This is a genomic window from Shewanella sp. SM55 (genome assembly GCF_025654025.1).
GTDB classification, from domain to species: Bacteria; Pseudomonadota; Gammaproteobacteria; order Enterobacterales; family Shewanellaceae; genus Shewanella; species Shewanella oncorhynchi.
On the sequence record NZ_JAKKRS010000008.1, the window covers coordinates 90,510 to 116,818 of the forward strand.

General features: G+C 45.3%; 24 protein-coding genes. 14 read left to right on the plus strand and 10 right to left on the minus strand.

The genetic code is table 11. From position 1 onward, the window contains the following. Both L5L91_RS11925 and L5L91_RS11930 read left to right on the plus strand, forming a co-directional pair. On the plus strand, window positions 1-705 hold the full coding sequence (locus tag L5L91_RS11925) for a response regulator transcription factor (protein WP_105250123.1): 705 nt from the start codon (window positions 1-3) through the stop codon (window positions 703-705). Then, window positions 702-1,994 (plus strand): ATP-binding protein, encoded by a 1,293-nt coding sequence (locus L5L91_RS11930; RefSeq protein WP_263163808.1) that lies wholly within the window; start codon window positions 702-704, stop codon window positions 1,992-1,994. The genes L5L91_RS11925 and L5L91_RS11930 overlap by 4 nt, the downstream gene beginning before the upstream one ends. Window positions 1,995-2,255: 261 nt before the next feature. Here the strand turns inward: L5L91_RS11930 and L5L91_RS11935 are convergent, their stop codons facing one another. The 4 genes from L5L91_RS11935 to L5L91_RS11950 all read right to left on the minus strand — a co-directional run bounded on the left by L5L91_RS11935 (window position 2,256) and on the right by L5L91_RS11950 (window position 5,318). Next, the gene (locus tag L5L91_RS11935) at window positions 2,256-2,714 is read right to left on the minus strand and encodes a CC0125/CC1285 family lipoprotein (protein ID WP_028761861.1); all 459 of its coding nucleotides are present in this window, start codon (window positions 2,712-2,714) and stop codon (window positions 2,256-2,258) included. Between the two features lie 21 nt (window positions 2,715-2,735). Further along, the gene (gene ompV / locus L5L91_RS11940) at window positions 2,736-3,509 is read right to left on the minus strand and encodes an outer membrane protein OmpV (RefSeq protein WP_168824821.1); all 774 of its coding nucleotides are present in this window, start codon (window positions 3,507-3,509) and stop codon (window positions 2,736-2,738) included. Between the two features lie 232 nt (window positions 3,510-3,741). Beyond that, window positions 3,742-4,170: a hypothetical protein gene (locus L5L91_RS11945; RefSeq protein WP_173246641.1), complete on the minus strand. Its 429-nt coding sequence runs from the start codon at window positions 4,168-4,170 to the stop codon at window positions 3,742-3,744. Window positions 4,171-4,277: 107 nt separating this feature from the next. Next, the gene (locus L5L91_RS11950; protein ID WP_263236655.1) at window positions 4,278-5,318 is read right to left on the minus strand and encodes an NADP(H)-dependent aldo-keto reductase; all 1,041 of its coding nucleotides are present in this window, start codon (window positions 5,316-5,318) and stop codon (window positions 4,278-4,280) included. A gap of 454 nt (window positions 5,319-5,772) precedes the next feature. Here L5L91_RS11950 and L5L91_RS11955 point away from each other — a divergent pair, with 454 nt between their 5' ends. The 6 genes from L5L91_RS11955 to nqrF all read left to right on the plus strand — a co-directional run bounded on the left by L5L91_RS11955 (window position 5,773) and on the right by nqrF (window position 11,704). Further along, entirely contained in the window at window positions 5,773-7,146 is a 1,374-nt protein-coding gene (locus L5L91_RS11955) for a Na(+)-translocating NADH-quinone reductase subunit A (RefSeq protein ID WP_105250119.1), read from the plus strand. Further along, window positions 7,146-8,378, plus strand: a complete 1,233-nt coding sequence (locus L5L91_RS11960; RefSeq protein ID WP_028759366.1) for an NADH:ubiquinone reductase (Na(+)-transporting) subunit B — start codon at window positions 7,146-7,148, stop codon at window positions 8,376-8,378. Before L5L91_RS11955 ends, L5L91_RS11960 begins: the two co-directional genes overlap by 1 nt. Continuing rightward, a complete protein-coding gene (locus L5L91_RS11965) occupies window positions 8,368-9,174 on the plus strand; it encodes a Na(+)-translocating NADH-quinone reductase subunit C (protein WP_105250117.1) in 807 nt (268 codons plus the stop codon). Before L5L91_RS11960 ends, L5L91_RS11965 begins: the two co-directional genes overlap by 11 nt. Continuing rightward, the gene (locus L5L91_RS11970; protein ID WP_028761892.1) at window positions 9,171-9,791 is read left to right on the plus strand and encodes an NADH:ubiquinone reductase (Na(+)-transporting) subunit D; all 621 of its coding nucleotides are present in this window, start codon (window positions 9,171-9,173) and stop codon (window positions 9,789-9,791) included. Before L5L91_RS11965 ends, L5L91_RS11970 begins: the two co-directional genes overlap by 4 nt. A 9-nt stretch (window positions 9,792-9,800) precedes the next feature. After that, window positions 9,801-10,409 carry an NADH:ubiquinone reductase (Na(+)-transporting) subunit E gene (gene nqrE, locus L5L91_RS11975; protein WP_105250116.1) on the plus strand — a complete coding sequence of 203 codons (609 nt, stop codon included), beginning with the start codon at window positions 9,801-9,803 and terminating at the stop codon, window positions 10,407-10,409. 77 nt (window positions 10,410-10,486) lie between these two features. After that, entirely contained in the window at window positions 10,487-11,704 is a 1,218-nt protein-coding gene (gene nqrF, locus L5L91_RS11980; protein ID WP_105250115.1) for an NADH:ubiquinone reductase (Na(+)-transporting) subunit F, read from the plus strand. A 119-nt stretch (window positions 11,705-11,823) separates the two neighbouring features. On the opposite strand, the gene L5L91_RS11985 is transcribed toward nqrF, so the two are convergent. Continuing rightward, on the minus strand, window positions 11,824-12,141 hold the full coding sequence (locus tag L5L91_RS11985; RefSeq protein ID WP_263236658.1) for an ankyrin repeat domain-containing protein: 318 nt from the start codon (window positions 12,139-12,141) through the stop codon (window positions 11,824-11,826). 166 nt (window positions 12,142-12,307) lie between these two features. Here L5L91_RS11985 and L5L91_RS11990 point away from each other — a divergent pair, with 166 nt between their 5' ends. Together L5L91_RS11990 and L5L91_RS11995 are read left to right on the plus strand one after the other, a co-directional pair. Continuing rightward, window positions 12,308-12,625 (plus strand): hypothetical protein, encoded by a 318-nt coding sequence (locus tag L5L91_RS11990; protein ID WP_105250113.1) that lies wholly within the window; start codon window positions 12,308-12,310, stop codon window positions 12,623-12,625. A 252-nt stretch (window positions 12,626-12,877) separates the two neighbouring features. Beyond that, on the plus strand, window positions 12,878-14,077 hold the full coding sequence (locus L5L91_RS11995) for a serine hydrolase domain-containing protein (RefSeq protein ID WP_263236660.1): 1,200 nt from the start codon (window positions 12,878-12,880) through the stop codon (window positions 14,075-14,077). A gap of 145 nt (window positions 14,078-14,222) precedes the next feature. On the opposite strand, the gene L5L91_RS12000 is transcribed toward L5L91_RS11995, so the two are convergent. The 4 genes from L5L91_RS12000 to yjjX form a co-directional block, all read right to left on the minus strand. After that, window positions 14,223-14,642 carry a hypothetical protein gene (locus tag L5L91_RS12000; protein ID WP_105250111.1) on the minus strand — a complete coding sequence of 140 codons (420 nt, stop codon included), beginning with the start codon at window positions 14,640-14,642 and terminating at the stop codon, window positions 14,223-14,225. Window positions 14,643-14,803: 161 nt separating this feature from the next. Further along, on the minus strand, window positions 14,804-17,266 hold the full coding sequence (locus L5L91_RS12005) for an ankyrin repeat domain-containing protein (RefSeq protein ID WP_263236663.1): 2,463 nt from the start codon (window positions 17,264-17,266) through the stop codon (window positions 14,804-14,806). Between the two features lie 241 nt (window positions 17,267-17,507). Then, window positions 17,508-18,557: a bifunctional helix-turn-helix transcriptional regulator/GNAT family N-acetyltransferase gene (locus L5L91_RS12010; RefSeq protein WP_263192598.1), complete on the minus strand. Its 1,050-nt coding sequence runs from the start codon at window positions 18,555-18,557 to the stop codon at window positions 17,508-17,510. A 4-nt stretch (window positions 18,558-18,561) separates the two neighbouring features. Continuing rightward, the gene (gene yjjX / locus L5L91_RS12015; RefSeq protein ID WP_263192596.1) at window positions 18,562-19,122 is read right to left on the minus strand and encodes an inosine/xanthosine triphosphatase; all 561 of its coding nucleotides are present in this window, start codon (window positions 19,120-19,122) and stop codon (window positions 18,562-18,564) included. 258 nt (window positions 19,123-19,380) lie between these two features. Between yjjX and L5L91_RS12020 the strand changes: the two genes are divergently transcribed. Both L5L91_RS12020 and L5L91_RS12025 read left to right on the plus strand, forming a co-directional pair. After that, window positions 19,381-21,945, plus strand: coding sequence for an acylase (locus L5L91_RS12020; protein WP_263236665.1), 2,565 nt, complete (start codon window positions 19,381-19,383; stop codon window positions 21,943-21,945). Between the two features lie 451 nt (window positions 21,946-22,396). Next, a complete protein-coding gene (locus L5L91_RS12025) occupies window positions 22,397-23,692 on the plus strand; it encodes an aromatic amino acid transport family protein (protein ID WP_028761640.1) in 1,296 nt (431 codons plus the stop codon). A 108-nt stretch (window positions 23,693-23,800) separates the two neighbouring features. On the opposite strand, the gene L5L91_RS12030 is transcribed toward L5L91_RS12025, so the two are convergent. Continuing rightward, a complete protein-coding gene (locus tag L5L91_RS12030; protein ID WP_105250107.1) occupies window positions 23,801-24,244 on the minus strand; it encodes a GNAT family N-acetyltransferase in 444 nt (147 codons plus the stop codon). Between the two features lie 213 nt (window positions 24,245-24,457). Between L5L91_RS12030 and L5L91_RS12035 the strand changes: the two genes are divergently transcribed. Next, window positions 24,458-24,754, plus strand: a complete 297-nt coding sequence (locus L5L91_RS12035; RefSeq protein WP_113939800.1) for a hypothetical protein — start codon at window positions 24,458-24,460, stop codon at window positions 24,752-24,754. A gap of 209 nt (window positions 24,755-24,963) precedes the next feature. Continuing rightward, window positions 24,964-26,298 (plus strand): dicarboxylate/amino acid:cation symporter, encoded by a 1,335-nt coding sequence (locus tag L5L91_RS12040; RefSeq protein ID WP_263236666.1) that lies wholly within the window; start codon window positions 24,964-24,966, stop codon window positions 26,296-26,298. Window positions 26,299-26,309 lie beyond the last annotated feature (11 nt).

Sequence of the window (26,309 nt, forward strand, 5' to 3'; positions counted from 1 at the left end):
ATGTCAGTTGCAAAGCATATCTTAGTCGTAGAGGACGATACCTCACTGGCAGAGTGGATCAGTGATTATTTACTGGATCACGGTTACGGAGTCACAGTGGCCAGCCAAGGTGATTTTGCCTTAGAGATGATAGCCGATGAGATGCCTGACTTAGTGCTACTCGACGTGATGATGCCCGTTAAGAATGGCTTCGATGTGTGTAAGGAGGCCAGGGCATTTTATACTGGGCCCATTTTATTTATGACGGCTTGCGTTGAGGACGGCGATGAAATCCGCGGGTTAGATGCCGGGGCTGATGATTACCTCACTAAGCCGATTCGACCACAGGTGCTGTTAGCGCGGATAAAGGCCCTGTTACGCCGAGTGAGTGATGAGGAGCAAAAGCAGCAATTAGTGTTTGATTCTTTAGTGTTAAATGCGACGGCAAAGTCAGTCACCATTGATAAACAGCCGCTGGATTTGAATGCCAATGAGTTTGATGTTTTGTGGCTGCTGGCATTGAAGGCGGGCACGATAGTGAGTCGCAATGAATTGGTGGCCCAACTGCGGGGCATTGAATACGATGGCCTAGACCGCTCGGTGGATATTCGCATATCGCGCTTACGCAAGAAGTTGCAGGAAGCGTTGAGTCAGCCCTATAAAGTAAAAACCATTCGTGGCAAGGGATATTTGTTTTGCCGCGATGAGGCCGAGCAAGCTTTATGAAGAAGTTAATGACTTCTCTGGTGCTGGTCGTGCTGGTGGCCATTGCCAGCCTAGGCTGGTCGATAAGTGAGTTTGCAACACTTATTGATCCTGATAATGAAACGCCTAGCCCAGCAACTCACCTCGCGGCATTAAAACTGCTGGGCGGCTCACTGGCGCAAACCTTAGATAACGATCCCGCTCCAAATAATGCGTTTATAGACAACTGGAATCAGCGAAATGCAGATCAATTGTCTTTGGTGAATGAAGCGGATTTTGTCTTACCCTCAGCCCTAAAGACAGAGTTTTATTCAGGGGAATCATTACTGCTGGAGTCCGATGATGGCATCTCTTTGCACTATTTATTGCCTAAAACGGGTCAGGTGCTGAATATCAATACCCAGATAGTGACGCCCGCTGATGTGAGTTTTAACGCGAACAAGCTGTATACCATGCTTTTTTATGGCGGTGTGGTGGTGATTTTATTGGTGTGGGTGTCTCCTTTAATCCGCCAACTGGTTAATCTCAGTAAGGTGACTCAAGCATTTGGTATGGGAGAATTACAGCAGCGAATTGTGGTCAGTAAAGCGTCCTATATAGGCACAATAGAAAGTGAATTCAATCGCATGGCAGATCGCATCCAGCAATTGATCGATGACAATAAATTGCTTAGTCGGGCAGTTTCCCATGATTTAAAAACTCCGATTGCGCGGCTGCGATTTGGTATTGCGGCGTTAGAAGAAACCCAAAGCGAACAACTTAGGGTGAAGTATTTTCAGCGATTGAACCGCGATCTGGACACTATGGAAGAGTTGGTCATGACACTGCTCAGCTATGCCCGTCTCGATGAGGCGAATATCCAACCTGATTGGCAACCTATTGAGCTTAATACTTGGTTGCTGGAAAAGTATCAAGGCCAAGTATACTCAGGGTTTTCAGTGGAACTCATCACCTGCCCAATACCGTTGAACATCAAAACAGATCCTAAGTACTTGTCAATGCAGGTGAATAACTTGCTCAGTAATGCGCTGCGTTTTGGCCGTGCCAATATCCGGCTGATGTTGGCATCGGAAGATGGGATTGCGTGGTTACACGTTGACGATGATGGCCCTGGCATAGATGAACAGGAATCTGCTCAAGTGATTAAACCTTTTGTGCGTGGTCAGCATAGCCGCGGAAATTCCGGTCATGGCATGGGTCTGGCGATTGTCGATAGAATTGGTTGTTGGATGGGTTCGCCATTACGTATTGGCCGTGCTCCTGACTTGGGTGGGGCTCGCATGTCACTAAAATTCAAGGCTGAAGTTTAAAGTTGGGGTTTAATATGATTGGTGTAATGCGAGGTTTGAGTCGTTTTTGTCTGTTTCTTTAACATGAGCTGAAGCGAGCAATGCGGTTAGGCCTGCGTCATCTAATCTGCTGAGTTGATTTAGAGGCAGAGGCAGAATGACTCAACTCACTATACGAATGAGTGCTTAACGAATTGGTGCTAAACAGGGGGGATTTATAAATAAAACGCACCAGCCTTGATACCTAACGAGAATCTAGACTGGTGCATTTTTGATGAGCAATTAACTTTTCACATTGACATTGTTAAGTATGTAATCTGTTTCATAGATGCGGGAACTCGCATTTTCTGGCTTGCTATGTAAACCTGTGACTTCGACCATGACAGAGGTTTCTTGATTCATCGTTGAACTCCCCCACAAGATATCCTTACTCGCGCTCGCTCCTACTCCAAACTGGCCAATTGCATCACGATCGGTTTGTTCGTGAGTAAAAGTGAAGTAGTTATAACCCGCTTGTTTGCATAACTCTGCTGACTTACGCATGACGTACTTTCGGGCCAATGCGCGGTCAGTGTTGGTATTGCCAACAAAGCTTATCTGCCAGCTATCGGGTGCAATCTGTGCGGTTTCAAATCCTTTACCGAAAGACCAAAATTGCTTTTCGGTATCGTAGGAAGTGGCACAAGCTGAAAGCATCAGAGCTAATCCAGCACATAAAAACGTTTTTCTGATAAGTGTCATGGTCTTGTCTCGTCAGGTTGTTTAGAAGCTATAGTTCACGCCAAGGGTAGTCACCCACTGGTTGTTACTGTCTATTAGCGGAGAGTCTGCCATGTTGGCACCTATGTGCGAGTAACCTGTGGCTTGAGTAATATCTAAATGCTTAGTGACTGGAATAACCAAAGCGTAGCCTAGCTTATAGGCAAAGGTGCCGTCGGCTTGATAGGCAGGGCGCTGCGCCGTAGCTTCAGATGACGTCACACCTGTGTAGTAGTTTGCAAAGTCTTTACTGAAGTAGTGCACACCCGCATAAGGCACCAGATCACCGAAGCCTACATTTATTGGATGGTAATAGGTGATATCAGCCTGAAAACCATCATAAATATTGGTGACATCGTGTTGGAATTTAGTTGATAGCGTGCCATTTCCTAAATGAATGTCAGCGTTTAAACCCAGATCACCACTGAATTTGCGATCCTTCATGCCCGTTAAAATATCCGCATCATCGGCATCAAAGCCGGGATTGGCAACGGCAAAGATACTGAAATTAACGGCACTATCGTTCGTGCCTAAAAAGCGGTAGTTGATGCCGGACAGATCGGCGTTGAAGTCTTCACCATGGTAGCCGCCATTGAGGTAGGCACCTGTCTGGTGATCTTGACCCTTATAAAACTGACTACCAGTAGCAACACCTGCGCCAGCAAAGAACTGATCTTGATGACTATAGATATTACCGTTACGAATGTAGGTATTGCTTTCAGCAAGAGCGTGGCTTGACATCAAAACACTTGTGATTACAAAGCAAAGTTTTTTCATTTTTTTATCCTTAAGACATCTGTCTAGTGACTGTGATGCCACTATATTTCACTTCTTAAAAGGACTCTGTATCCGAATGTAACCTAGATAAGGTTTGAAAGGAGGGGAATCTCTTATTAAACGAGGAGGGATTAGGTTTGTAATAAGGTTTTAAGATTATTAATTTTTAAAATTGATAGCATCAAGAGCGTTTCTTGATGCTATTAGGTCATCGAATTAACCAAGTAGCAGACTAATTCCAAACTTTACACTGATTACAAATAGCGACACCGTTATATAGGTCATGCGTTCTTCTACTTTTACAGATACTGCATGGCTGACCGTCAGCATTTTCATCTAAGATTGCAGCATGTTCTACTTGGGGGATTTCCTGCGGAACTACCTCTGAGCCACAATGTTTACACCTTCGGGCTGCGCATTTTATTTCTTCAGCGCATTCTGGGCAGTCACGATAAAGTGATTTATCTTCTTGAACATTTTCATTTGTGTGTGCTTGAGCCTCATTTTTCGTGATTGCAGGCATACAAGCAACGCAAATAATGCCAATCAATGGACTCACAATAAATGAGATGAAGAACCATAAAACGGCTGATCTGTTTTTACTGGAAGCTATAATTGCAGTGACAAAACATAGCATTAGCCAAAAAAGTATATAGAACATGATAAGGTCCATTTAATTAATTGAGGTGTGATTCTACCGCTGAAAAGCCTATAGCATCAGGTGCATTTACCTGATGCCATAGTTCCACTATTTAACCCGATTATCGACTAAGGGCAAGGTAATCTAAATTGATCGGACAGTTGGTTTAATCGCACTAATAGCTCTGGTGATAAGGTGACTTTTAAACTGTCGATGTTTTCTTTCAGTTGATATAAGTCGGTGGCGCCTATGATATTGGAGCCGACAAACTTACGTGAGTTAACAAAAGCTAACGCCATTTGTGAGGGCGTGAGTTTGAACTCGCGGGCCAAATCGACATAGGCTTTTGTCGCCTCCAGAGCCATTTGCGAACCTGTATAGCGGGCGAAACGCTTAAACAAGGTCAGGCGCGCGCCTTCAGGCCATTGGTCGTTGCAATATTTTCCCGTCAAGGCGCCAAAGGCCAGTGGCGAATAGGCCAGTAATGGCAAGTTTTCGCGGTGACTGATTTCGCTCATGCCGACTTCGAAACTGCGATTAAGCAAGTTATAGGGATTTTGCACACTCACAATACGCGGCAAGCCATGTTTTTCGGCGAGTTGCAGGTACTTCATCAAGCCCCAAGGCGTTTCGTTCGACACACCGATATAGCGCACTTTACCTTGGCGGATCACTTCGGCGAGCGCTTCTAGGGTTTCAAGTATCGGTGTTTGATGTTCATGCTCTTGTTGATCGTAAAACAGTTCACCAAAGAAGTTGGTATTACGGTCAGGCCAATGGATTTGATAAAGGTCGATAGTGTCTATTTGGAGGCGTGCTAAAGATGCATCGACCGCTTGGTGGATGTTGTTCCAGTCCAGCGCCATATTTTTGCGAATGTAATCACTTTTACCCCCTGGTGCGGCAATTTTAGTGGCGATCACTAAGTCGTCTCGGTTACCGCGGGCCTTAATATATTGCCCTAGGATACGCTCGGTTTCCCCTTGGGTTCCCGGCTTAGGTGGTACGGGATACATTTCCGCCGTATCGATAAAGTTGATGCCATTGCCTATGGCGTAGTCCAGCTGTGCAAACGCTTCGGCTTGGGTATTTTGTTCGCCCCAAGTCATAGTGCCCAAACAAATTTTACTGACCTCAAGATTAGAATGCGGTATGCGTCTGTATTCCATCTATTTCTCCTACGGAAACTCTCTTAGTTTGAGGCTACCAAGCTTTTGCTGTAAAGCAAAGGTTAAACCATAGGTTGAAATGTTAGTGCGCTAAAAATAGCCTGCAAGTTTAGCCATCCTGCCCCATTTTGAGGCATGCCATTGGTTGAAGTTTGTTCGCTGAGTTGCTCTTTTAACGGTTTTAGCGCTTTACTGCTCTGAAATGGAGATTTTTGCTTATTTTTGTAAACCTTAGGTACTACTAAATCAGTAATGACGTATTTATGAATAAATTGTTATAAAACTACATTTGCAGATTACAGTAAGTAAGGATGTGAATCTGTGTCACAAAATTGCGTAAATTTACGTATCTAACTTACGAATTTGCAGCGGAATGTGACGCCAATATCGGAATCTGCGTTAACAAATCTCTACCCTAAATTTATCTAAAAATTTTTCATGGTTGATATTTGTGATGGCAGATTTTTCAAACCAAATTGTAACGATCAAAAAAGGCCTCGACTTGCCGATTGTTGGTGAGCCGCGACAGGTCATTGAACTCGGTGCTAAGCCATCCCAAGTGGCTGTTCTGGGAGAAGAGTTCGTTGGGCTTAAGCCGACGATGTTGGTCGAAGAGGGTGATTTTGTTCAAAAGGGCCAAGCCCTATTTGAAGACAAAAAAACGCCAGGAGTCTTGTTCACTGCACCCGCTAGTGGCCAAGTCGTAGCGATTAACCGCGGCGAGCGTCGAATTCTACAATCAGTCGTCATTCGTTGCGATGACGGTGAAAACCGCGATGGGCAGATTTCTTTCGATATCCATCAAGACATCGCCGCTCTCCCTCGGCCAACCGTTCAAGACCAGTTGGTGAAGAGTGGTCTATGGACTGCCCTGCGTACTCGGCCTTTCTCGCGCGTGCCTGCGCTCGATAGCACGCCAGCAGGTATTTTCGTCACCGCTATCGATACTAATCCACTGGCCGCTGATCCCCGTTTGATTATCGCCGAGCAAACTGAGGCTTTTAAAGCTGGCTTGCTGGTGTTGAGCCGTTTAACCGAAGGCAAGGTTTACCTGTGCCAGGATAAGGGCGAAGCGATTGTTAAAGAAGCATTACCACAACTTGAGGTGCGCCGTTTTGATGGTGTTCATCCTGCGGGTTTAGTGGGCACTCATATTCACTTTACTTTGCCAGTGAGTTTAGAACGTCAGGTATGGCATATCGGTTATCAAGATGTGATTGCCTATGGCAAGTTATTCCAAACTGGTGAGTTGTATACCGACCGCATCGTCGCCTTAGGTGGCCCGAGCGTGCTGAACCCGCGTTTACTGCGCACTCAGTTGGGCGCTGAGCTAAGTGCCTTAGTGAGTGATGAAATCAAACCTGGCCATAACCGCGTGGTATCGGGATCTGTGTTATCTGGCCATACCGCGGCGGGCGTACATGACTTTTTAGGCCGATTCCACAACCAAGTATCAGTGTTGAGCGAAGATTCGCAGCACCATGTTCTCCCTTGGGTGCGCGGTGGTTCTGACAAATTCTCCATCACTCGTGCCGTAACATCACGTCTGTTTGGTGCGACTAAATTGTTCGAGTTTACGACTCATCAGGGCGGTTCAGCTCGCGCCATGATGGCTTTTGGTCAGTTAGATCGCGTGATGCCCCTGGATATTTTACCCACCTTACTCGTTCGAGACTTAGTGGTGCGTGATACCGACGAGGCGCAAGCCTTAGGTGCATTGGAGTTAGATGAAGAAGATCTGGCGCTGTGTACCTTCGTATGTCCCGGCAAATATGACTTTGGTAAAGAATTACGTGCCTGTCTAGATGTTATTGAGAGGGAAGGTTAATGACCAAACAAGTGAAAAAACCTGATTTACAGGACGCCTCTGATTTACAACAAGAGTACTACGCAACGGGTAAGTCGATGAAGGGCTTTTTGCGCTCACTCGTCATTGCCAATGGTCGTAGCACTAAGGGCCAAGTGCATGTGCGTGACGCGATTGACGTGAAACGTACCATGACGCTAGTCGGTTTGTGTTTACTGCCCGCCATTTTATTCGGTCTATATAACATTGGCCTACAGGCACAGCTTGCGCTCGCGGGAGGATTATCGACACCAGATATTTGGAAGTTAGAAATCTTTAATACCCTGTTTGGCAGCCTTAGCCAAGACACTGGGATATTAGGTTTATTCCTCTATGGTCTTAGTTTTTATCTGCCGATTTACCTGACAGCACTGCTCACCAGTTTGTTTTGGGAAGTGGTGTTTGCGCGGGTTCGTGGTCAAGAGTTGCACGAAGGCTTCTTCGTGACGGCCCTGCTGTTTACCTTAATCTTGCCAGTATCGACACCGTTGTGGCTGGTGGCCATGGGGATTTCCTTTGGTGTGGTTGTGGCTAAAGAGCTGTTTGGCGGCATGGGATATAACTTCCTTAACCCTGCGCTGGCGGGCTTGGCTTTTATCTACTTCGCCTATCCATCTGAAGTTTCAACCATTAAACAGCTCGTTGCCGTTGATGGTTTCTCTGGTGCAACGGCGCTGGCACAAACCGCAGCGGGCAAGTTGAGTTTTGCTGATTACTCTTGGTTTAGCGCCTTTAGCGATCCTAACTGGTGGAACAACTTTTTTGGCTTTACCGTGGGCGCGATTGGCGAAACCAGTACCTTAGCGATTTTGATCGGCGGTTCATTATTGCTGATCAGCCGCTTAGCGGATTGGCGCATTGTGCTCGGTGTATTGCTGGGCATGATAGCGACAGCAACGCTGTGTAATTACATCGGTTCTAGCAGCAATCAAATGATGGCAATGCCGTGGACTTGGCATCTTGTCACTGGCGGTTTTGCGCTAGCAATGATGTTTATGGCCACCGATCCTGTAACCACTTCGTACACTCGCCAAGGCAAGTTTGCCTACGGTGCTTTGATTGGTTTTATGACTGTGCTTATCCGTGTCGCTAACCCCAAAATGCCTGAGGGCGTGATGTTAGCCATTCTGTTCGCCAACCTTTGGGCGCCGCTGTTCGATTATCTGGTGGCCCGCGCCAACATCAAACGGAGATTAAAACGTCATGGTATTTAAGAAAGATACTGTGGTGGGGACCATGATCTTCACCATCACGCTCTGCCTCCTGTGCTCTTTTATGATCACAGGCACAGCAGGCATATTGAAAGAACGTAAAGTCGCCAAAAAACGTGACGAAGTGCAGCGCTATGTGTTGATGGCCGCCGATGTGAACTTAGGTCAGGGCAATGAGTTTAGAGAAATTTTCGCTAAATCCGTTAAGCCATTATTGATCAACTTAGATACAGGCAAGGTGGACTCAGACGCTAACGTCCTCGATTTCGATGAGCGTATGGCGGCAATTAATCCTGAGACTTCAAGTGCGCCGAAAAAAGATATTGCCAAGATTAAAACCCGTGCGAACGATGCCCGCGTGTTTAAAGTGCTCGATGCCAACGGCAAGTTAGACAGCGTGGTTGTGCCTTTCTATGGCAAAGGTCTGTGGTCGATGATCTACGGTTATGTGGCGGTTGAACCCGATTTCAACACCATTAAAGGGCTCGTCGTGTACGAACACGGTGAAACCCCAGGTATCGGCGATTTTTTAACTGATCCTAAGTGGGTGTCACTATGGAAGGGTAAGCAATTGTTTGATGAAAAAGGCAAGTTTTCGATACGTCTTGTGAAAGGCGGCGCTAAAGAAGGCGATATTCATGGTGTCGATGCGGTGAGTGGCGCGACCATGACGGGCCGCGGCGTGCAGCGCGCAATGGAGTTTTGGTTTGGCGTTGAGGGCTTTCAAACCTTCTTCAATCAGCTGAAAGCGACGGCCACGCAGGGTGAATTGCAAGGTGAGTTGGGAGAGGCAAAATGAGCAACACTTTATCCATGCGTGACATGTTAACGGGGCCAGTGTTTGCCAATAACCCCGTCGCGATGCAAGTGCTGGGCGTATGTTCGGCACTGGCGGTCAGTAACTCAATGCAAACCGCTGTGGTGATGACACTGGCAGTGACCTTTGTGTTGGTGTTTTCTAACCTGATTATCTCTGCCATCCGTAACTTTATCCCGACCAGTGTGCGGATTATCGCGCAGATGACGGTTATCGCCTCCTTAGTGATTATCGTCGACATGGTTCTGCAGGATGTAGCCTATGAGTTATCTAAGCAACTTTCTGTATTCGTTGGGTTAATTATCACTAACTGTATCATCATGGGCCGTGCAGAAGCTTTCGCCATGAAGTATCCACCGCATTTAGCGGTCGTCGATGCGCTCGGTAATGCGACAGGCTATGGTTTGATTTTGATCAGTGTCGCCTTTGTACGCGAGCTGTTAGGGACGGGTAATTTATTCGGTCACCCTGTGTTCACCACCATCGAAAATGGTGGCTGGTACTTGCCAAACGAGATGTTCAAGTTACCACCGAGCGCCTTCTTCCTGATTGGTGTGTTGATCTGGACTATCAATGTGATCCAGCGGAAACGGGGTTAAGGAGCAGATATGGAACACTATATAAATCTATTTTTGCAGGCCACTTTTATCGACAACATGGCGCTGTCGTTCTTCTTGGGTATGTGTACTTTCTTGGCCGTGTCTAAAAAGGTGTCAACCGCCTTTGGTTTAGGCGTTGCCGTGATTGTGGTGATGACCTTAGCCGTGCCGTTAAACCAGCTGATTTACGTCAAAGTGCTCGCACCTGGCGCTCTGTCTTGGGCGGGATTACCCGGTATCGATTTAAGTTACCTGCAACTGATCACTTTCATTGGTGTGATTGCGGCGTTAGTGCAAATCCTTGAAATGTTTTTGGATAAGTACATTCCTAGTCTGTATGACTCCCTTGGGATCTTCTTACCTTTGCTCACAGTGAACTGCGCGATTTTTGCTGGGGTGATCTTTATGGCGAACCGTGATTACAACTTCGGTGAGTCAGTGGTGTTTGCGATGGGCTCGGGTCTTGGTTGGGCAGTGGCGATTGTACTGCTGGCGGGACTGCGCGAAAGAATGAAATTCAACGCGATTCCCGAAGGCTTACAAGGTATTGGTATCACCTTTATTACTACAGGCTTGATGGCGCTGGGCTTTATGTCTTTCTCAGGGATCTCGCTGTAACGCTACAGTAGGCGAGCCAAGAATTGAGAAAGTGAAACCAGATTCTTTTTAGAAAAGAGCTAGAAAAGGGTAATACGATGGAAATGGCAATTGGCATAGGCATGTTCACGCTAGTGGTCTGTCTATTGGTGATAGTGATTCTAATCGCCAAAAAGAAATTAGTGGCTACGGGTGAAGTGACGATCAGCATCAACGAAGATGCCGAAAAAAGCATTCAAGTTGCCGCGGGTGACAAGTTACTCGGCGCTTTGGCGAGTCAGAGTATTTTTATTCCGTCTGCCTGTGGTGGCGGCGGAACCTGTGGTCAGTGCCGAGTGAAAATCAAATCGGGCGGCGGTGACATTCTGCCGACTGAAATGGGCCATATCACCAAGAAAGAGGCTAAAGAAGGTTGTCGTCTCGCCTGCCAAGTCTCAGTGAAAACCGATATGGAACTTGAGCTCGACGAAGAAATCTTTGGGGTGAAGAAGTGGCAATGTCAGGTGATCTCTAATGATAACAAGGCAACTTTTATCAAAGAGCTATTGCTTGAGTTACCCGAAGGTGAAGATGTTCGCTTTAAAGCGGGGGGTTATATTCAAATTGAAGCACCAGCCCATGTGGTGAAATACGCTGACTTTGATATTCCTGAAAAATACCGTGGCGATTGGGACAAATACGGCCTGTTTGACATTGTCTCTACCGTTAATGAAGAAGTGTTGCGCGCTTACTCTATGGCCAACTATCCCGATGAAAAGGGCCGCATTATGCTGAACGTGCGGATTGCGACGCCGCCATCGGCCAATGTGCCAGCGGGCAAGATGTCATCTTACATCTTCAACCTGAAAGCGGGCGATACAGTGACCATTTCAGGGCCATTCGGTGAGTTCTTTGTGAAGGAAACCGATGCGGAAATGGTGTTTATCGGTGGCGGTGCCGGCATGGCACCTATGCGTTCACACATTTTCGATCAGCTTAAGAGTAAGAAAACCACACGTAAAATGAGCTTCTGGTACGGTGCTCGTTCGACCCGTGAAGTGTTTTACCAAGCGGATTTCGATGCCCTAGCAGCCGAGAATGACAACTTCGTCTGGCATGTGGCGTTATCTGAGCCATTGCCTGAGGATAATTGGACTGGCTACACTGGCTTTATTCATAATGTGATTTATGAGAATTATCTTAAAAATCATAAGGCACCAGAAGACTGCGAGTACTACATGTGTGGTCCTCCAATCATGAACTCTTCAGTGATTAAGATGCTTGAAAGCCTAGGCGTTGAACCAGAAAACATCCTACTCGATGACTTTGGTGATTAGGTTGTAAGTGAGTAATAAAAAATCGCGTTAGGCCCAGCTTAACGCGATTTTTGTTTATAGGGCTTTTTATCATTTCGCAGTTTTTAGCTTTCGCATTTTGATGCTATTTAGCACCTCACCTAGCTAAAGGATTTGCCGCCGTGGCGTGTTAAATAGCTCACCATGCGCTCACTCTCAGCGGTATAGCATCCCATGCGAAACTCACCCTGCCAGTAAGCAATATCGAGCGGATGATACCCCTGCGAGTTTGGATGATTCACATTGGCCCCCGCATCCACCAATAATTTGAGCAGTTCAAAAGACTGCAACTCACAGGCATGCAAGAGTGCCGTCATCCCGCCATCGTCCACGCCTTCAAGATTAGCGCCATTGGCAATAATGCGCTTAACAGCAAGCGTATCTTTGGCTTTAACCGCATCGATGAGTTCAGTGCTCATTTGATCGCTATTTAACCTCATCCAAAGGATTTAATTTAAGTGGATTTAGCCTAGGTTTCTTTAACTTGTGGGCGAAACTCCGTAAGCTGAATAGCTTATACCTAAATGCTTATGTCTACAGGTATAACTTATCATGGATGTAATAGTTGTAGGATAGGAGGCTTGTTTGAAAAAGTTAGCAGTAGTATCACTTATCTGTTTCTCCCTCAGCGCATGCTCTTCACTCAATGAAGTTAAATTGGATTCTCAATCGGTATCCAGCTACATAGGTGAAAAGGTCAAAGTCACCACAATATCTGGCGAACAAATGGAATTTCAAGTCGAAAGTGCAACGGAACAGCAGATCGAGGGAGAAGGGCAACTAGTCAAAATTGAAGATATACAGACGTTGGAAGTTGAGGAGTTTAGCCCGCTAAAATCGATATCACTTTCTGCAGGCTTATATATGTTAGGTGCGATAATTATTACTATTGTCGTTTTATAGCCATTTTGAATGTGTATTAGCTACAACTTGAGATATTCAGTCTACAAACTGGGGCAGGCTACCACTTGGTTTATACGGCTCGGATTAGCTTCGTCGCCCTAGGTATCACTTTGTTGTGTCATTTTTATATGGAATATTTCCTTTATAATTCAATTGTAAAGATTAAATTATATTATCCATAAAAAGCGCTTGTGATAAGCTTGCTTTTTTCTAGCAGGCAGCATTATTTGTTAATTACGTTAAGGATAACCCATGCGTTTGAGTGTTATCAGTACCCTGTTGACTGGTTTTTTATTATTCCTAAGTGCCAATAGTTTTGGTCTGTTATTAGAAACAGGTGCTGAACAAGAGCAAATTGGGCAAGGCAGTAACTCGATTGCCGTTGAAAGCCAAACCGCATCTTCAGTATCGAGGGTGGCGGAGATCAAGACCTTAATCCAAACCGCGATAAAGGATTCGCCGCAGCCATTTAGTGGCAGTGTTATCCTGCTTGAGCAGGGCAAGCCGCAGTTTGAACTGCAAAAGGGTGAAGGTATTAGTCAAGATTCGCGCTTTGTGATGGCATCACTTTCTAAACAAATCACCGCAACCTTGATATTGCAGGCACTCGATGCGGGGAAACTTGATTTAACTCAAACGCTTAATCATTATCTTTTTGGTGATGCTGAAGGGAAGAATAAGGCGCTAAAAGGCATGGATGCAGGTGTAAATCCAAGTGCGGATGCATTGAATACCAGTCAATATGATGAGCGGATTACGCTACACCAACTGCTGACTCATACATCGGGCGTCGATAAACTGGGTAAGGCCAATCGATTCGAGCCGGGAAGCCAATTTGAATACTCCAACTTCGGTTATTCACTTTTAGGGCAAGTGCTTGAGAAGGTTAATCACCAATCCTTTGCCGAGCAAGTGGCGCAGTTTGCAACGCGATACCAGCTTAATGGCTTGAGTGCTGAGCTTGGCAGTATTGAGGCAATTCACGCCAAAGTGCCTTCACTCGCCGTAGGTTTACAGGAAAGCGAGGTGATTGCCCCTGCTGACTTAGTGCTTGATGAAGCTTTGTTGCCCGCAGGGGGATTAATTACCTCTGCGCCAGTTTATGCCGCCTTTCAGCATCTATTACATTCTGGCAAGTTGATGAGCGCAAAGAGTTATCAACGGATGACAACGGCGTATACCGAGATCCAATTCTTATGGCCGAATATGCGCTATGGCTATGGGGTGAGGATCAATAAGGACGATGGTCTCATCGAATACAGTCATACGGGCTATTTATCTGGCTATATGTCGATGACACTGCATTATCCTGAATTCAATTTGGATCTGGTGATGCTGGAAAATCTATCGCTAAATCTTAATGATCGCGCTCGAGTATTTGAACTGCATAATCAGATACGTCAAATCATTCGTAGCCAGTTACTGCTTATTAAAACATCACTTGCACAGTGATTTGAGTAAACTGACTACTGACATAAGTGCCCTTATGCTGATATTAAGCACGGTACTTTAGTACTTAAAAGATTACTAAGATATAGTTTCTGCGGGAGATAGTGGCTACTATCTCCCGCGTTAAGGGAATAAATAGAGTCTTTTACTACTTAATGTCGCCATATTTAATTGAATCACGACTATCTGTTTCATATATCATTTCATATTCATAGTTCAATGAGTCTAACAAGCTAATTATATAATCTTCGGATTTAATTCTTTCGTATCCAGGAAAATCTTGGTGGAAAATGATACTCAATAACCAGCTGCATTCAGGTTTTGATGGTGCGAAAGTATTTTCATCAAGATCTACATTGGGGAATAATTTAATGAATGTGCCTGTCTCTTTATTTAGATTCCAATGGTAATGTTTTATCCTGAATGGTAAAAAACTCTCAAGCATAGTAGGGTTCTTAGCTGTAGATGTTTTTCTATCTATTAATGCTAGAAATTCTTTGAGTTTATTATGAATTGTTTTTTCATCTTTACTTGTTGATTTTATACCAAATAGTACTTGATGTTTCATATGGTTGAATCTCCTCATTGAATAGATTTTATCGGCACTGGTGTCTTTTAAAGAGCCATTTTCTTTAGTTAAGGGTGTAAGTTTGTTAGCTAACAGAGAATTTAAACTCTATTTTAATGATTAACGTCCCTAACAAAGAGACGTTAATCTGTGACTGACAGTTACCAAAAGCGCTTTCTAAGTGCGGTCTCGATATCAATCTCAACCCTAAAGTACTGTAAAATCGTCCAAACTGAATCGACTAAGGCTTCGGTAAGCGCTGGATAATCATCCTCGATAATTCCGTTAATTTCTTCGACGGTTTCATCGATATATTCCTGAACACCTTCCTCAAATTCGGCCTTTGTCGCTTGATTGCGGAAAAAGCTAAAGTTGTCGAGCTTTTCTATCAATTGATCAATAAGGACTCTCACCGAATTGAGTTGCTCAACTGTGATCGTCGGATCGGTGGCGATCAGTTTAAAAAAGCTATGCACTTTGGTTTTGAGATCGAATAGCGTTGGGATTTTATCTCGATTTGCCGCCGCATTACTCACCTCTAATTTGGCTTGCTTGACGGGGGCAGGTGTCACATTCACCTCAGATGCTTGCGGATTGGCCGTCATAGGCTCGGCATTGCTCGAAGCTGTTGCTGGTATTGCGCGATTGTGGGCTATGGTTGTGGGGGCTGGCGGTATCTCGCGTCCCAGTGTTTGTAGCAGGCGGCGCTGGAAATAGCTTTGCGGCAGGGCTTTGCTAAGTGCTTGCTCAAGCTGAGTTTCACTGTAGGAGGCTATCTGCAGCAGCGCTTCGAAAATCTCTTTATATTCTTGCTCAATAGCCGCTATTAGCGGGCTATTGCCTAAGCTATTGGTCACGGTTAAGTCGGCGCCATATTGCTGCAAAAGTCTTAAGATCCGCACAGCTGTTGATTCAAAGCGGGGGAACTCGATTGAACTGCCACCTATCACAGCGCAAAGGGCAGGAGTGGTGTCTTCGGCATTGATGGCATTTGGGTTGGCGCCATGTTCGAGTAGCGCTTCTACGCAGGACTGTGCGCCGTAGTAACTGGCGCACATTAATGGCGTAAATTGCTCATCTACTGAGAATTCTTCTAACTTTGCTCCATGGCGCAGTAAGAGTTCTACGGTTTTTCGCCGCATAGGGCCGGTAATTTCATCCCACCAGTAGGTCGAAATCGCCTTGTGTAGAATGGGTGAGTTATCGTGGCCACAATGGGTAAAAATATCCCCGCCTTGGTGAATGAGCCATTCAAGTAGTTGGCTTCGACAGGAGATGGCCGCCGCGGACACATAGTTAGTGTTGTAGATATTGGTGAGGCTTAAATCTAGCCCCTTGGTGAGCAGATATTCCATCACTTGGATAAGCGTTGCTTGATCTTCTTTCCCTGAACCACGCTGGCAGATAGTGAGTAAGGTTGGTTCATCCACCGCCCCAAATTTTTTATTGATATCCATACCATATTGCAGGAACAGATCGAAAAACTCGGGCAGAAAGGTTTTCTTTTCGACCATTGGATAAACCAATAGTCGTAAATTCGACCAGACTAACATCTCATAGGGTTTACCCGTATTCACAAATTCGGCATTTGGATTAGCGTCATATTTGAGCAACAGTTCAAGGGCTTGGTAGATGTAGCTCCGTTTATTCGGATCGGTAAATTGGGCATTATTAATATATTGGTTGAGCAAGGGTGAATGGTCGGCATCAGGCGGTGTCATCCTATAGATGCGATTGATATCGACGGTGGCCTTAATCAGTTTTTTGATAATCCTAAGGTCAAATTCTGAGGTCAATGCCGCATAGACCAAACTTTTAGCATGGGAGTCGGCTTTGAGCTGCGGATAATGGTCTAACAGGTATTCAGTGTAGTCTTGCGCTTTGGCGTAAACGCATAGTTCGAGTAAATTGGCATCATCCCAGAAGCTGCTATCGTTGGCCATAATATAGCGTGACTTTTTAAATGCAGGGAAGCGTTTAACTAAGGGAGAAAATGTTTCTACTCCCCAAAATTCGCTCGAAGAAATAATGTTTTCAATCAGGCTTAATTTGCCAATGTCTAATGGGATATCTTTATTAATGATATGCAGGAACAGATCTTTATTGCGTTCATCATATAATATTTCTAGTGGGTGATTTAATTCACCATTAGTCCAAAAGCTCACCGGTTTATTGATATCTAAGTTAGCTGCAAGTAGAAGGTCGATCATGTCTCTACGTTGATGGTCTTGATAGATATATTGCGGATTAGGATGAAATAGGTAGTTGAGCCAGCAATTATTATATTGATTTTGAAAGTAAAGATTGGCACTAGAGTCTAGGTATAGGGTAACGAGTTCTGAGTTGTTATATTCAATAGCCGAATGCAAGGCACTGAAACCATTATATTCTATTTTAGCGCCTTTGCTGAGCAAGTATTTTATAAGCACTAAATCGGACTGAGGACTGCAAGATAGTGGAACTAATATATTGCAGGGCGAAATATTGAGATCAATAAAGTTGAGATCTCCACTATCGGCAAGAAATTGATCAACTTTCTTTATTTTAGCCGAGGTCGAAAGCGTGTTATCTAGGCATATTTCCCGAAGTGTGAGTTTCTTATCACTAAAAATCCAACTGAGCATAATGTTCCCTATTTAATGCCGTTAACAAAATGGTATCAAACACCTTTCAATTTATTAAAAATTGAGTGGGGTAAAATTGCCATATTTTAATGCATTTAAGTTAAGAAAAACTATGCCCTAAGACTGATAATTAAAATGATCCTGTTTGAATAACATTTTTTGATACAAATTGATAATGCCAAACAAGTTGCATGATGACATGTTTGGCATTGTTACTTTGATTGGAATTCTGCTTCATATCCTATTGATTAAGATCTAGCAGCATCGGCATTTCGCAGGCGTCGTGGCCTGTGTTCCCTAGGGGAGCCGACAGATGTACAAAGCCTAATTTCTCATAGAGTTTTACGGCTTCATTTAGTACAGCGGTGGTTTCTAAATAGCAGCTTTGATAACCCGTTTCGCGGGCGAAATCGAGTGCCATTAACGCTACGCGTTTTGCGAGTCCTTTGCCGCGGATTTCTGGCATAAAGTACATTTTTTGCAGTTCGCAGACGCCATCATTGTTAGCTAAAGGCGCAATACCGGCGCCGCCTAAAATGCGGCCCTCTAATTCAATAATCCAATAGTTGGCGCCCGCTTGGGAGTAGATCTGGCTTAGGCAATCTAAGGTCGGGTCCGCCACGCTATAGCCTTTATCCGCGGTTAAGCCGTATTCGGCCGAAACATCGCGGATGACTTTGGCAATTGCGGCATCATCTTGGGCTGTGGCTTGGCGAATGTGACAACTACTTTGCTGCTTGGCGTTATGTACGGCTTGGTTATATAACACGAGGGCCTCTTCGATTTGTGAAGTTTGCAATGGAGTCAGTTGGGCTAAGATCCCTTGGAACAATTGATTTTGCTGAGTATCCAATTTAACGAGTAACTTCTTACCCGCAGGTGTCAGTTGCACAACTAAGCAGCGACTGTCCCGTGGGTGCACCTGACTCTGGGCAAGATGTTTATCGATCAAATGCTTGATAGCGCGGCTCGCATTGGACTTATCAATGCTGAGTTTGCTTGCAAGCTCTTTGATGGTCAGGGGCTGCTTGCCTATCTCAAACAGGGCATGGGCTTGCACGGGCGAAAGGGGTAAATCCCCAAAGGCGGCGTTGAGCATGCCTAAATTTCTCACCAGATAGCGAGACAAATGCCTGAGTTGGGCGGATGAGCCTGACTCAGTCGTTTGCTTAGTTTGAGTCACAGGCTTCGCGGGATCTTGAGCCAAAGGTGCGTTTGTTTGAGCCATAGTCGAATAGGTTTGGTTGCATGTCACAACTAAGTTAGCGGGCTTTAATTCCTCTTGCAACATATTACTAACAATCGACTGTGTAAATATCAGGATTCAATAATGGCGCCATGGCGAGAATAATCGCTTGGGTGTAATTACTTTCACGGGTCGCATGGCCGTGGGTGAGTAAACCTATGGCACCGCCTTTTTGCTTAATATTGATTGTATTGAACAACCTATCCATGACATCCCCGAGTTCTTCCCCCGCTTCTAATGCCCGATAAACTTGCATTGGTAAAGGTAAAATCGCACTGCGGCCAATGGCAAGCTGGTCTTTATGGCCAATCGCGATATAGGCGAATGTGGCAGGGCCAAAGTCGAAACAATCGACACCGCCTTCCATCGCAAAATAGTAATCGGCTTTAGTCTCTTGCGGGTCCTGCTGTTGACAATAGCGCACCCGATTGATCGCCCCTTGGCGAGTGTCGAGATCTGTCATTGGCTGCGCCGCAACACCAGAAGGGGCATCCATGCCGCTGGCTTCTATGATGCTCTCAGGGAACAGCTGTGCTATGGCGTTAGTTGCCGCGTTGATTTTTACTGGGTTTTTAGAACCCACTTTTATCTTAATAATGTTTTGTTGCATATAAGTTATTTATTTTGGATTTTAATGTGGACGCTCGTTTGAATCATTGCTTAAATGGTCTGAGGTGTCTAAGCGTTTGGGTTTTCTATTCTGCCACAGTCGTCGGCGAAGCTCAGTAAAAAAGCCAACAGTAGGGGAGGCAATAGCCAGCCTTAGGGACTAGGAAGCGACATGCAACTATTGCTCCTTCAGTAATTTGGGCTGGAATAGGCAGTAAGGCTATGTCATTGAAGGAACCAAAACCAAGAGATAATAATAATGAAATTCAACAAACTCGTGATTGCTATGGGAATGGCCTGCGGTGTAATACTGACCGGCTGTAACGATAGCGAAGATAGCACTACGCCTACCGAACCTGAAACTCAACTGCAAGCTTTTGCCCCCAATGGTTTACTCAAAGCCAGTATTCGCCGTACGACCTACGGTGTGCCGCATATCCAAGCTGACAACTTAGAAAGTTTAGGTTTTGGCAGCGGTTATGCGCAGGCACAGGACAACTTATGTGTATTAGCCGATGGTTTTATCAAGGCGAACTCACAGCGTTCTATGTACTTTGGTCCCCATGCGTCGATTGACTTCACTACGGGTCAACCTACGGCGGAAGATAACGGTAACCTTATCTCAGATTTTGCCTATAAAGCGCTAAAGATCAGAGCGCAAGCCGAAGAAAAATGGCCGAAATTTAGTGAAAACTCTCGGGCACTTATCCAAGGTTTTACCTCTGGTTATAACCAATATCTTGCTGATGTCGAAGCGGGCACACAAACGGCAGAACCTTTCTGTGGTGGTCAGCCTTGGGTGAAACCCATAGTGCCAGAAGATGTGGTGACTTATTTGTTTTCTATCGCCTTATTACCGGGCGCAGCTAACTTTCTCGATCTGATTTTTTACGCGAACCCAGGAGATGCACAGGAATACATGCCGCGTATCGTTGGGCCCGCGCCTAGCCAAGACCAAACTGCGTTTGTGGCCGATATGCAGTCTAAGTTGATTGCCCGCGCGGCTCGTATCACGACACCAGAAACCAATCCCCGCGATTTAGGCTCAAATGGTTGGGGTTTAGGCAAGGATAAAACCGAAAATGGTAAGGGCATGGTGCTAGGTAATCCGCATTTCCCGCATACGGGTAACCTGCGTTTTTGGCAATCCCATATTACGATCCCAGGGCATTTAGATATGATGGGCGGCTCGTTAGTGGGTATGCCAGGACCGATTAATATTGGTTTCAATAAAGATCTCGCTTGGACTCATACCTTCTCTACTGCTGAGCATTTTGTGATGTATAACCTTGAGTTAGTCTCGGGTGATCGGATGCAGTATTTGTTTGATGGTAAACCTATGCCGATCACCAAAGAGACAGTGTCGGTTCTAGTGAATGCAGGTCCTGCGGGCATGCTGGTCGCCGAGAAAGATATTTATACTACGGCCAAAGGCCCTATGGTCGAAGCTCCTCCCGCTTTAGCGCCTTTTGGTTGGGATGATGGCAGTGCCTTTATGATCCAAGATGCCAATATGGGGACTATGGACCCTGTTGACCATTGGTTAGCCATGAACATGGCGACGAACAAAGAAGAGTTCCAACAGGCATTTAAGGACTACGATGGCGTCATCTTCAATAACACTATGTACGCCGATAAAGAGGGCAATGCTTTTTATATCGACGACTCAACTGTGCCAGGATTATCTGAATCGGCAGTTGTGTTGTTAAAAACCTCACCGGATATTAAAGCGGCTAAGGCAAAAGCCGGATTTACGATTTTACCCGGTAACACTTCGTTGTTTAGCTTCGATGGTCCTACGCCCTATGAGCGTGCGCCCAAGCTTGAGCGCAGCGACTTTGTGCAAAACTCCAATGACTCCTTTTGGTCGACCAACTTGAATGAACCGCTGACTTACTTCTCGCCTATGTACGGCGCAGAGGCTGGACAGCTATCACTACGTACACGGATGGGCTTGAGTTTAATGCAGGACGCCGCGGGGGCTGATGGCAAGTTCAGCTTGGAAGAACTCGAAGCGGCGGTGCTGTCGAATCGCAGTTATCTCGCCGAGTTAGTGCTGCCTGACTTGATTGCCCAGTGTGATGCCCAAGGCAGTACACCTGTGGTGGTGTCGGCGAGTTTATCTAAGGATGTCTCTTCGGCTTGTGCGGCATTAAAGGAGTGGAACGGTAAGCAAGATAACGACAGTAAAGGTGGTGCTTTACTACGTGAATTTGCCCATCTATTCAGCCAAACAACTATGTTGACCCAAGGATTCGATCCCACAAATGCGGCAACGACACCTAAAACCTTGACTACGGATGGTAGTGCCTTAAAGGCCTTGGCGCACAGTGCGCTTAACCTTGAGGCCGCAGGCTTTGCCATAGATGCGCCATTGGGGGATGTGCAATTTGTGGAGAAATCGCTGCCAGATGGAACGCCAAGCGGGTCGCGTTTACCTTGGCCGGGTAGTCATAATGCTGAAGGTGGATTCAACGTGTTTTCAACCAGTTTGTCGGGTGATGACACTTTGATCCCGCAGCACAAATACGCTGCTGTGATGGATGTGGTCACTGGCAAGGCGATGAGTTCTGGCTTAACGGCGAAAGGATACCAAGTGCGTTACGGGTCGAGTTGGATGATGGCGGTGAACTTTACCGATGAGGGGCCTGTGGCGCGGGGGATTTTAACTTACTCTGAGTCGAGTAATATCTTAACGCCTGCGTTTGCTGATCAAAGTATCTTGTACTCGAGTGCTAAAAGCTTCCGTCCTTTGTTGTTCAAAGAGGCTGACATAGCACCTGCTGTAGTGTCGACGACTGAGCTGACACTACAAAAACCATAAGTCAGATTTTGCGCTTTAATCGTTAGCGGCTCACTTCGGAGTTGAATCTGGATGAGCCGTTTTTTATGCGTGTTTGCGACTGATAGCGATTTGTAAAAATTTAACATTAACGACTGTGATCTCGATCTACCTTAGGTGTGAGTATGCGGCGGCTAGTCTCGTTTTGTTGATTTTTGTGACATATGCCCGGTTAGCTGTTTTTCTCGGCGCTTATGCAATGTCACTGGATTTCGCTTGAGGTGAATACCTTGTATTTTTAAGTGGCTTTTTATGTATATGTTTTGATGCTGTATTGAAAACTTATTACATTAAATCAGCGATCTAGATCTCAATATCAGTTTATTATGAAATTCCCTTACATAAAGCCGTGTCAGATCAACTTTTATGGGCTTTTTTTGGTTATCCTTAGCGCGAATTTATTATGCTAGTCACACCGTAAGGTAACTTTTATATGCAAAAAGATGCGACCAGTGTTCTTGGAACACCTCAAAGCACACAGAATCTAGATTCAACGAAACACTTACCTTGGACTCGCCAAGACACGACTTGGATGTTGAGTTTGTTCGGCACTGCCGTTGGCGCTGGAATTTTATTTTTACCTATCAATGCGGGCATGGGCGGCTTTTGGCCTCTTGTGTTAATGGCAGTGATCATCGGTCCTATGACCTATCTTGCCCACCGTGGTTTATCTCGTTTTGTTTGTTCATCAAGCATTCCAGGTAGCGACATTACTCAAGTAGTTGAAGAGCATTTTGGTGTTGGCGCGGGTAAAGCCATTACCGTACTGTATTTCTTTGCTATCTACCCGATTGTATTAATTTACGGTGTGGGTATTACCAACACTGTTGATAGCTTTATCGTCAATCAGTTAGGCATGGCATCGCCACCACGCTTCATTCTATCGGGTGTATTGATCCTCGGTATGATGGCTGTAATGGTCGCAGGTGAGAAATTCATGCTCAAAGTGACACAATTGCTGGTGTATCCGCTGGTGGGTATTTTGGCCTTTATGTCTATCTACCTGATCCCTGAATGGAAAATGGATGCTTTACTCGTCGTACCAGAAGCGGGTGCATTTTTAGGCACAGTTTGGTTAACGATTCCAGTTTTAGTGTTTGCCTTTAACCATTCTCCAGCGATTTCACAGTTTTCTGTGTCATTGAAACGTGACCATGGCGCGAATGCTTCTCGCAAAGCTGATGTTATTTTACGTAATACTTCCATGATGTTAGTGGGCTTTGTGATGTTGTTTGTGTTCTCTTGTGTGCTGTCATTATCGCCAGCACAATTGGCCGAAGCGAAAGCTCAGAATCTACCGATTTTGTCTTATCTCGCCAACGTGCATTCAAGTGGTTTTGTGAGCTACTTTGGTCCATTAATTGCCTTTATCGCGATTGTGTCTTCTTTCTTTGGCCATTACATGGGCGCGACAGAAGGCATGAAGGGGATTATTGTTAAGCAGTTAGACACGAATAAAAAAGGCATTTCAGAGCAAAAAATCAACAAATTTATTCTGGTGTTTATGTTTGTGACGATTTGGGCCGTGGCAATCAAAAACCCAAGTATTTTGAATATGATTGAAGCTTTAGGTGGCCCAATTATCGCGGCTATCCTGTACTTGATGCCTATGTATGCTGTATACAAAGTGCCAGCATTAAAAGCGCACCGTGGTCGCATCAGCAATATCTTCGTGGTTATAGCGGGTTTATTGGCAATGACGGCTATTCTGTTTGGTTTCTTTCGTTAAGTTTTAATCTAGTAGGAACGCGGTTTGAATGTGAATCGTGAGTCGTAAAAAGAAAAGGATCGTGCCATTGGCCCGATCCTTTTTTATTACGTATAACATTTGAATCGCTTATTTTTCTTCGTACATTAAGTAGTAACTCTGCTTCATCCCTAACGCTTGATAGGTCTGCTGTGCGGCGAGATTTTCTTGCTCGACATATAAACGGAAGCTTGCGGCACCACCATTGGCTTCGGCCAGTTGTTTGACTTCGCTGTAGAGTTTGGCATAGATGCCTTGGCGACGATTTTTCGGGCGAATATACACACTCTGGATCCAGTAATAATCCTTCGCACGCCAATCGCTCCATTCAAATGTCACCATGAGCGAGCCGACTAGCTCACCTGCGATTTCAGCGACCAGGTAAAACCCTTTTTGCGGGCTCTCAAGTAGCGTGCCCACACCTCGAGTCAGTGTCGCTTCATCTAAGGCTAGGCCTTCGGTTTCTTGGGCCATGGCCTGATTAAACTGCACTAAGGCGATTAGGTCTTGAGCCTTAGCTTTACGAATCAACATACTACAACTCCTAGGCGGTTATTTGGCAATACCGCTCTTGTTTAGTAAACAACATTTTGTGATTCACTTTATCATGGAACGACGAGGGATAACGAGTTTGGCAGTGGCAGGTTAGGCACTGATATTATTTATTGCTGTGGATATTTGTACGACTAAAGTCTTATCTGCTAGGCTTATCTCTAGTGTCCTTTCGCTGAATTAAGTGAGTTAATGATGGGATTTATTAAGTCTACTCGCCGCTATAAACTTAAAATTTTACCCGTCTATGATATTGCTGCTGATGAACAGATAAATCATCGTCTGCATTTTATTTTAACGCTGTTGAGCTTTGGTTTATGGGGTTTAGTTTGGTGGTGGTTGGTCTTAAAAGCTAACGGTAAGTCCGACTTTATTTTCAGTGGTTTTGATGACGATTATTGGAGTTATTTGATTGAGCGTGAGCAACCGCCTGCGTCGCTTTATCGTCAGCAAATAGCACCAAAAAAAGTCACAGAATATTTTGATGCTTAAGCAGGAATACTAACATCTCAGCGGCCAATTTAACAAACTTGGTTTGGTTAATATTACTGATTTTAAGGCGGTTTAGCTCAACGTGACCCAGATCATCCCTCGATTAAAACCCCTCTGCTAGACTCGGCGATTGCCCCATTTAGACTGAGAAACTAGCGCGCTAGTTTTGGTCTTTGCCCCATCATAGTTTCGAATTCAAGGTTATCAATATGACAAAACAAAAGTCGTCAGCATTAGGCCGTGTTTGGTCTCGCTGGATGTCAGTGCCGCTGTGGCTGCAAATTGTTATCGGTATGGTGCTAGGTATTTTAGTGGGCATCATCTTCGGCGAGCAAGCGACTCACTTAAAACCGATAGGCACCTTGTTTGTTAATTCCATTAAGATGCTGATTGTGCCATTGGTATTTTGCTCACTGATTGTGGGCGTTACTTCGATGCAAGATACGAACAAGATGGGGCGTATTGGTTTTAAATCTTTTGCGTTTTATCTCTTTACCACGGCTATCGCGATCACTATCGGTTTGATTGTCGGTTATGTTCTTCAACCCGGTGCAGGTTTAGGTTTGTCATTGGCAGATGGCACGGCTGAAACTGCCAAAGAAATACCTTCTTTAGTCGATACTTTGATCGACATAGTACCGACGAATCCTATTGCGGCTTTAGCAAGCGGGCAAATTTTGCAAGTTATAGTATTTGCGATTGTTTTAGGTATCGCCTTAGTGCTGATTGGCGAGCATGGAAAACCTGCAATTAAAGTGTTCGAAAGTTTAGCTGAGGCCATGTATAAAATGGCCGACATGGTGATGAAGCTCGCACCCTACGGTGTATTTGGGCTAATGGCTTGGGTAGCGGGGGAGTATGGGATTGATATGCTCTGGCCACTGATCAAAGTCATTATTGCTGTGTACCTTGGCTGTTTTATTCATGTGATTGGATTCTATAGTTTTTTATTGCGCGGATTTGCTAAATTGAGCCCGCTGCAGTTTTTTAAAGGGATTAGCAATGCCATGTTAGTGGCGTTTACCACGTCGAGCTCTGCGGGCACGCTTCCTGTGAGTATGAAGTGTGCGAGTGAAAATTTGGGGGTTCATAAGAAGATCTCTAGCTTCGTATTACCGCTAGGCACCACAATCAATATGGATGGCACAGCATTATACCAAGGGGTCACAGTGCTGTTTGTGGCACAGGCGTTTGGTATCGACCTGACTGTCGTCGATTATCTCACCATTATTTTAACGGCGACGTTGGCCTCTATTGGTACTGCGGGTGTGCCCGGTGCGGGTTTAGTGATGTTGACTTTAGTACTCACAACCGTAGGGCTTCCCTTAGAAGGGGTGGCATTGATTGCGGGGATTGACCGTATTTTAGATATGGTGCGTACTGTGGTAAACGTCTCCGGTGACTTAGTGGCGACGACTGTCATTGCAAAGTCTGAAGATGAGTTGGATATGGCGCATTATAATGCCGACATAGATCAAAGCGCCGTAATCGCCGAACAGAATATCGCCCTCGAAATTGCAGCGGCTAAGAGTGTCAAAGCATAGGGAGCTTTTAT

Coding starts and splice junctions, on each gene's coding strand:
- L5L91_RS11925 (WP_105250123.1), top strand. CDS start 1: ATGTCAGTTGCAAAGCATATCTTAGTCGTAGAGGACGATACCTCACTG.
- L5L91_RS11930 (WP_263163808.1), top strand. CDS start 702: ATGAAGAAGTTAATGACTTCTCTGGTGCTGGTCGTGCTGGTGGCCATT.
- L5L91_RS11935 (WP_028761861.1), bottom strand. CDS start 2,714: ATGACACTTATCAGAAAAACGTTTTTATGTGCTGGATTAGCTCTGATG.
- ompV (WP_168824821.1), bottom strand. CDS start 3,509: ATGAAAAAACTTTGCTTTGTAATCACAAGTGTTTTGATGTCAAGCCAC.
- L5L91_RS11945 (WP_173246641.1), bottom strand. CDS start 4,170: ATGTTCTATATACTTTTTTGGCTAATGCTATGTTTTGTCACTGCAATT.
- L5L91_RS11950 (WP_263236655.1), bottom strand. CDS start 5,318: ATGGAATACAGACGCATACCGCATTCTAATCTTGAGGTCAGTAAAATT.
- L5L91_RS11955 (WP_105250119.1), top strand. CDS start 5,773: ATGGCAGATTTTTCAAACCAAATTGTAACGATCAAAAAAGGCCTCGAC.
- L5L91_RS11960 (WP_028759366.1), top strand. CDS start 7,146: ATGACCAAACAAGTGAAAAAACCTGATTTACAGGACGCCTCTGATTTA.
- L5L91_RS11965 (WP_105250117.1), top strand. CDS start 8,368: ATGGTATTTAAGAAAGATACTGTGGTGGGGACCATGATCTTCACCATC.
- L5L91_RS11970 (WP_028761892.1), top strand. CDS start 9,171: ATGAGCAACACTTTATCCATGCGTGACATGTTAACGGGGCCAGTGTTT.
- nqrE (WP_105250116.1), top strand. CDS start 9,801: ATGGAACACTATATAAATCTATTTTTGCAGGCCACTTTTATCGACAAC.
- nqrF (WP_105250115.1), top strand. CDS start 10,487: ATGGAAATGGCAATTGGCATAGGCATGTTCACGCTAGTGGTCTGTCTA.
- L5L91_RS11985 (WP_263236658.1), bottom strand. CDS start 12,141: ATGAGCACTGAACTCATCGATGCGGTTAAAGCCAAAGATACGCTTGCT.
- L5L91_RS11995 (WP_263236660.1), top strand. CDS start 12,878: ATGCGTTTGAGTGTTATCAGTACCCTGTTGACTGGTTTTTTATTATTC.
- L5L91_RS12000 (WP_105250111.1), bottom strand. CDS start 14,642: ATGAAACATCAAGTACTATTTGGTATAAAATCAACAAGTAAAGATGAA.
- L5L91_RS12005 (WP_263236663.1), bottom strand. CDS start 17,266: ATGCTCAGTTGGATTTTTAGTGATAAGAAACTCACACTTCGGGAAATA.
- L5L91_RS12010 (WP_263192598.1), bottom strand. CDS start 18,557: ATGTTGCAAGAGGAATTAAAGCCCGCTAACTTAGTTGTGACATGCAAC.
- yjjX (WP_263192596.1), bottom strand. CDS start 19,122: ATGCAACAAAACATTATTAAGATAAAAGTGGGTTCTAAAAACCCAGTA.
- L5L91_RS12020 (WP_263236665.1), top strand. CDS start 19,381: ATGAAATTCAACAAACTCGTGATTGCTATGGGAATGGCCTGCGGTGTA.
- L5L91_RS12025 (WP_028761640.1), top strand. CDS start 22,397: ATGCAAAAAGATGCGACCAGTGTTCTTGGAACACCTCAAAGCACACAG.
- L5L91_RS12030 (WP_105250107.1), bottom strand. CDS start 24,244: ATGTTGATTCGTAAAGCTAAGGCTCAAGACCTAATCGCCTTAGTGCAG.
- L5L91_RS12035 (WP_113939800.1), top strand. CDS start 24,458: ATGGGATTTATTAAGTCTACTCGCCGCTATAAACTTAAAATTTTACCC.
- L5L91_RS12040 (WP_263236666.1), top strand. CDS start 24,964: ATGACAAAACAAAAGTCGTCAGCATTAGGCCGTGTTTGGTCTCGCTGG.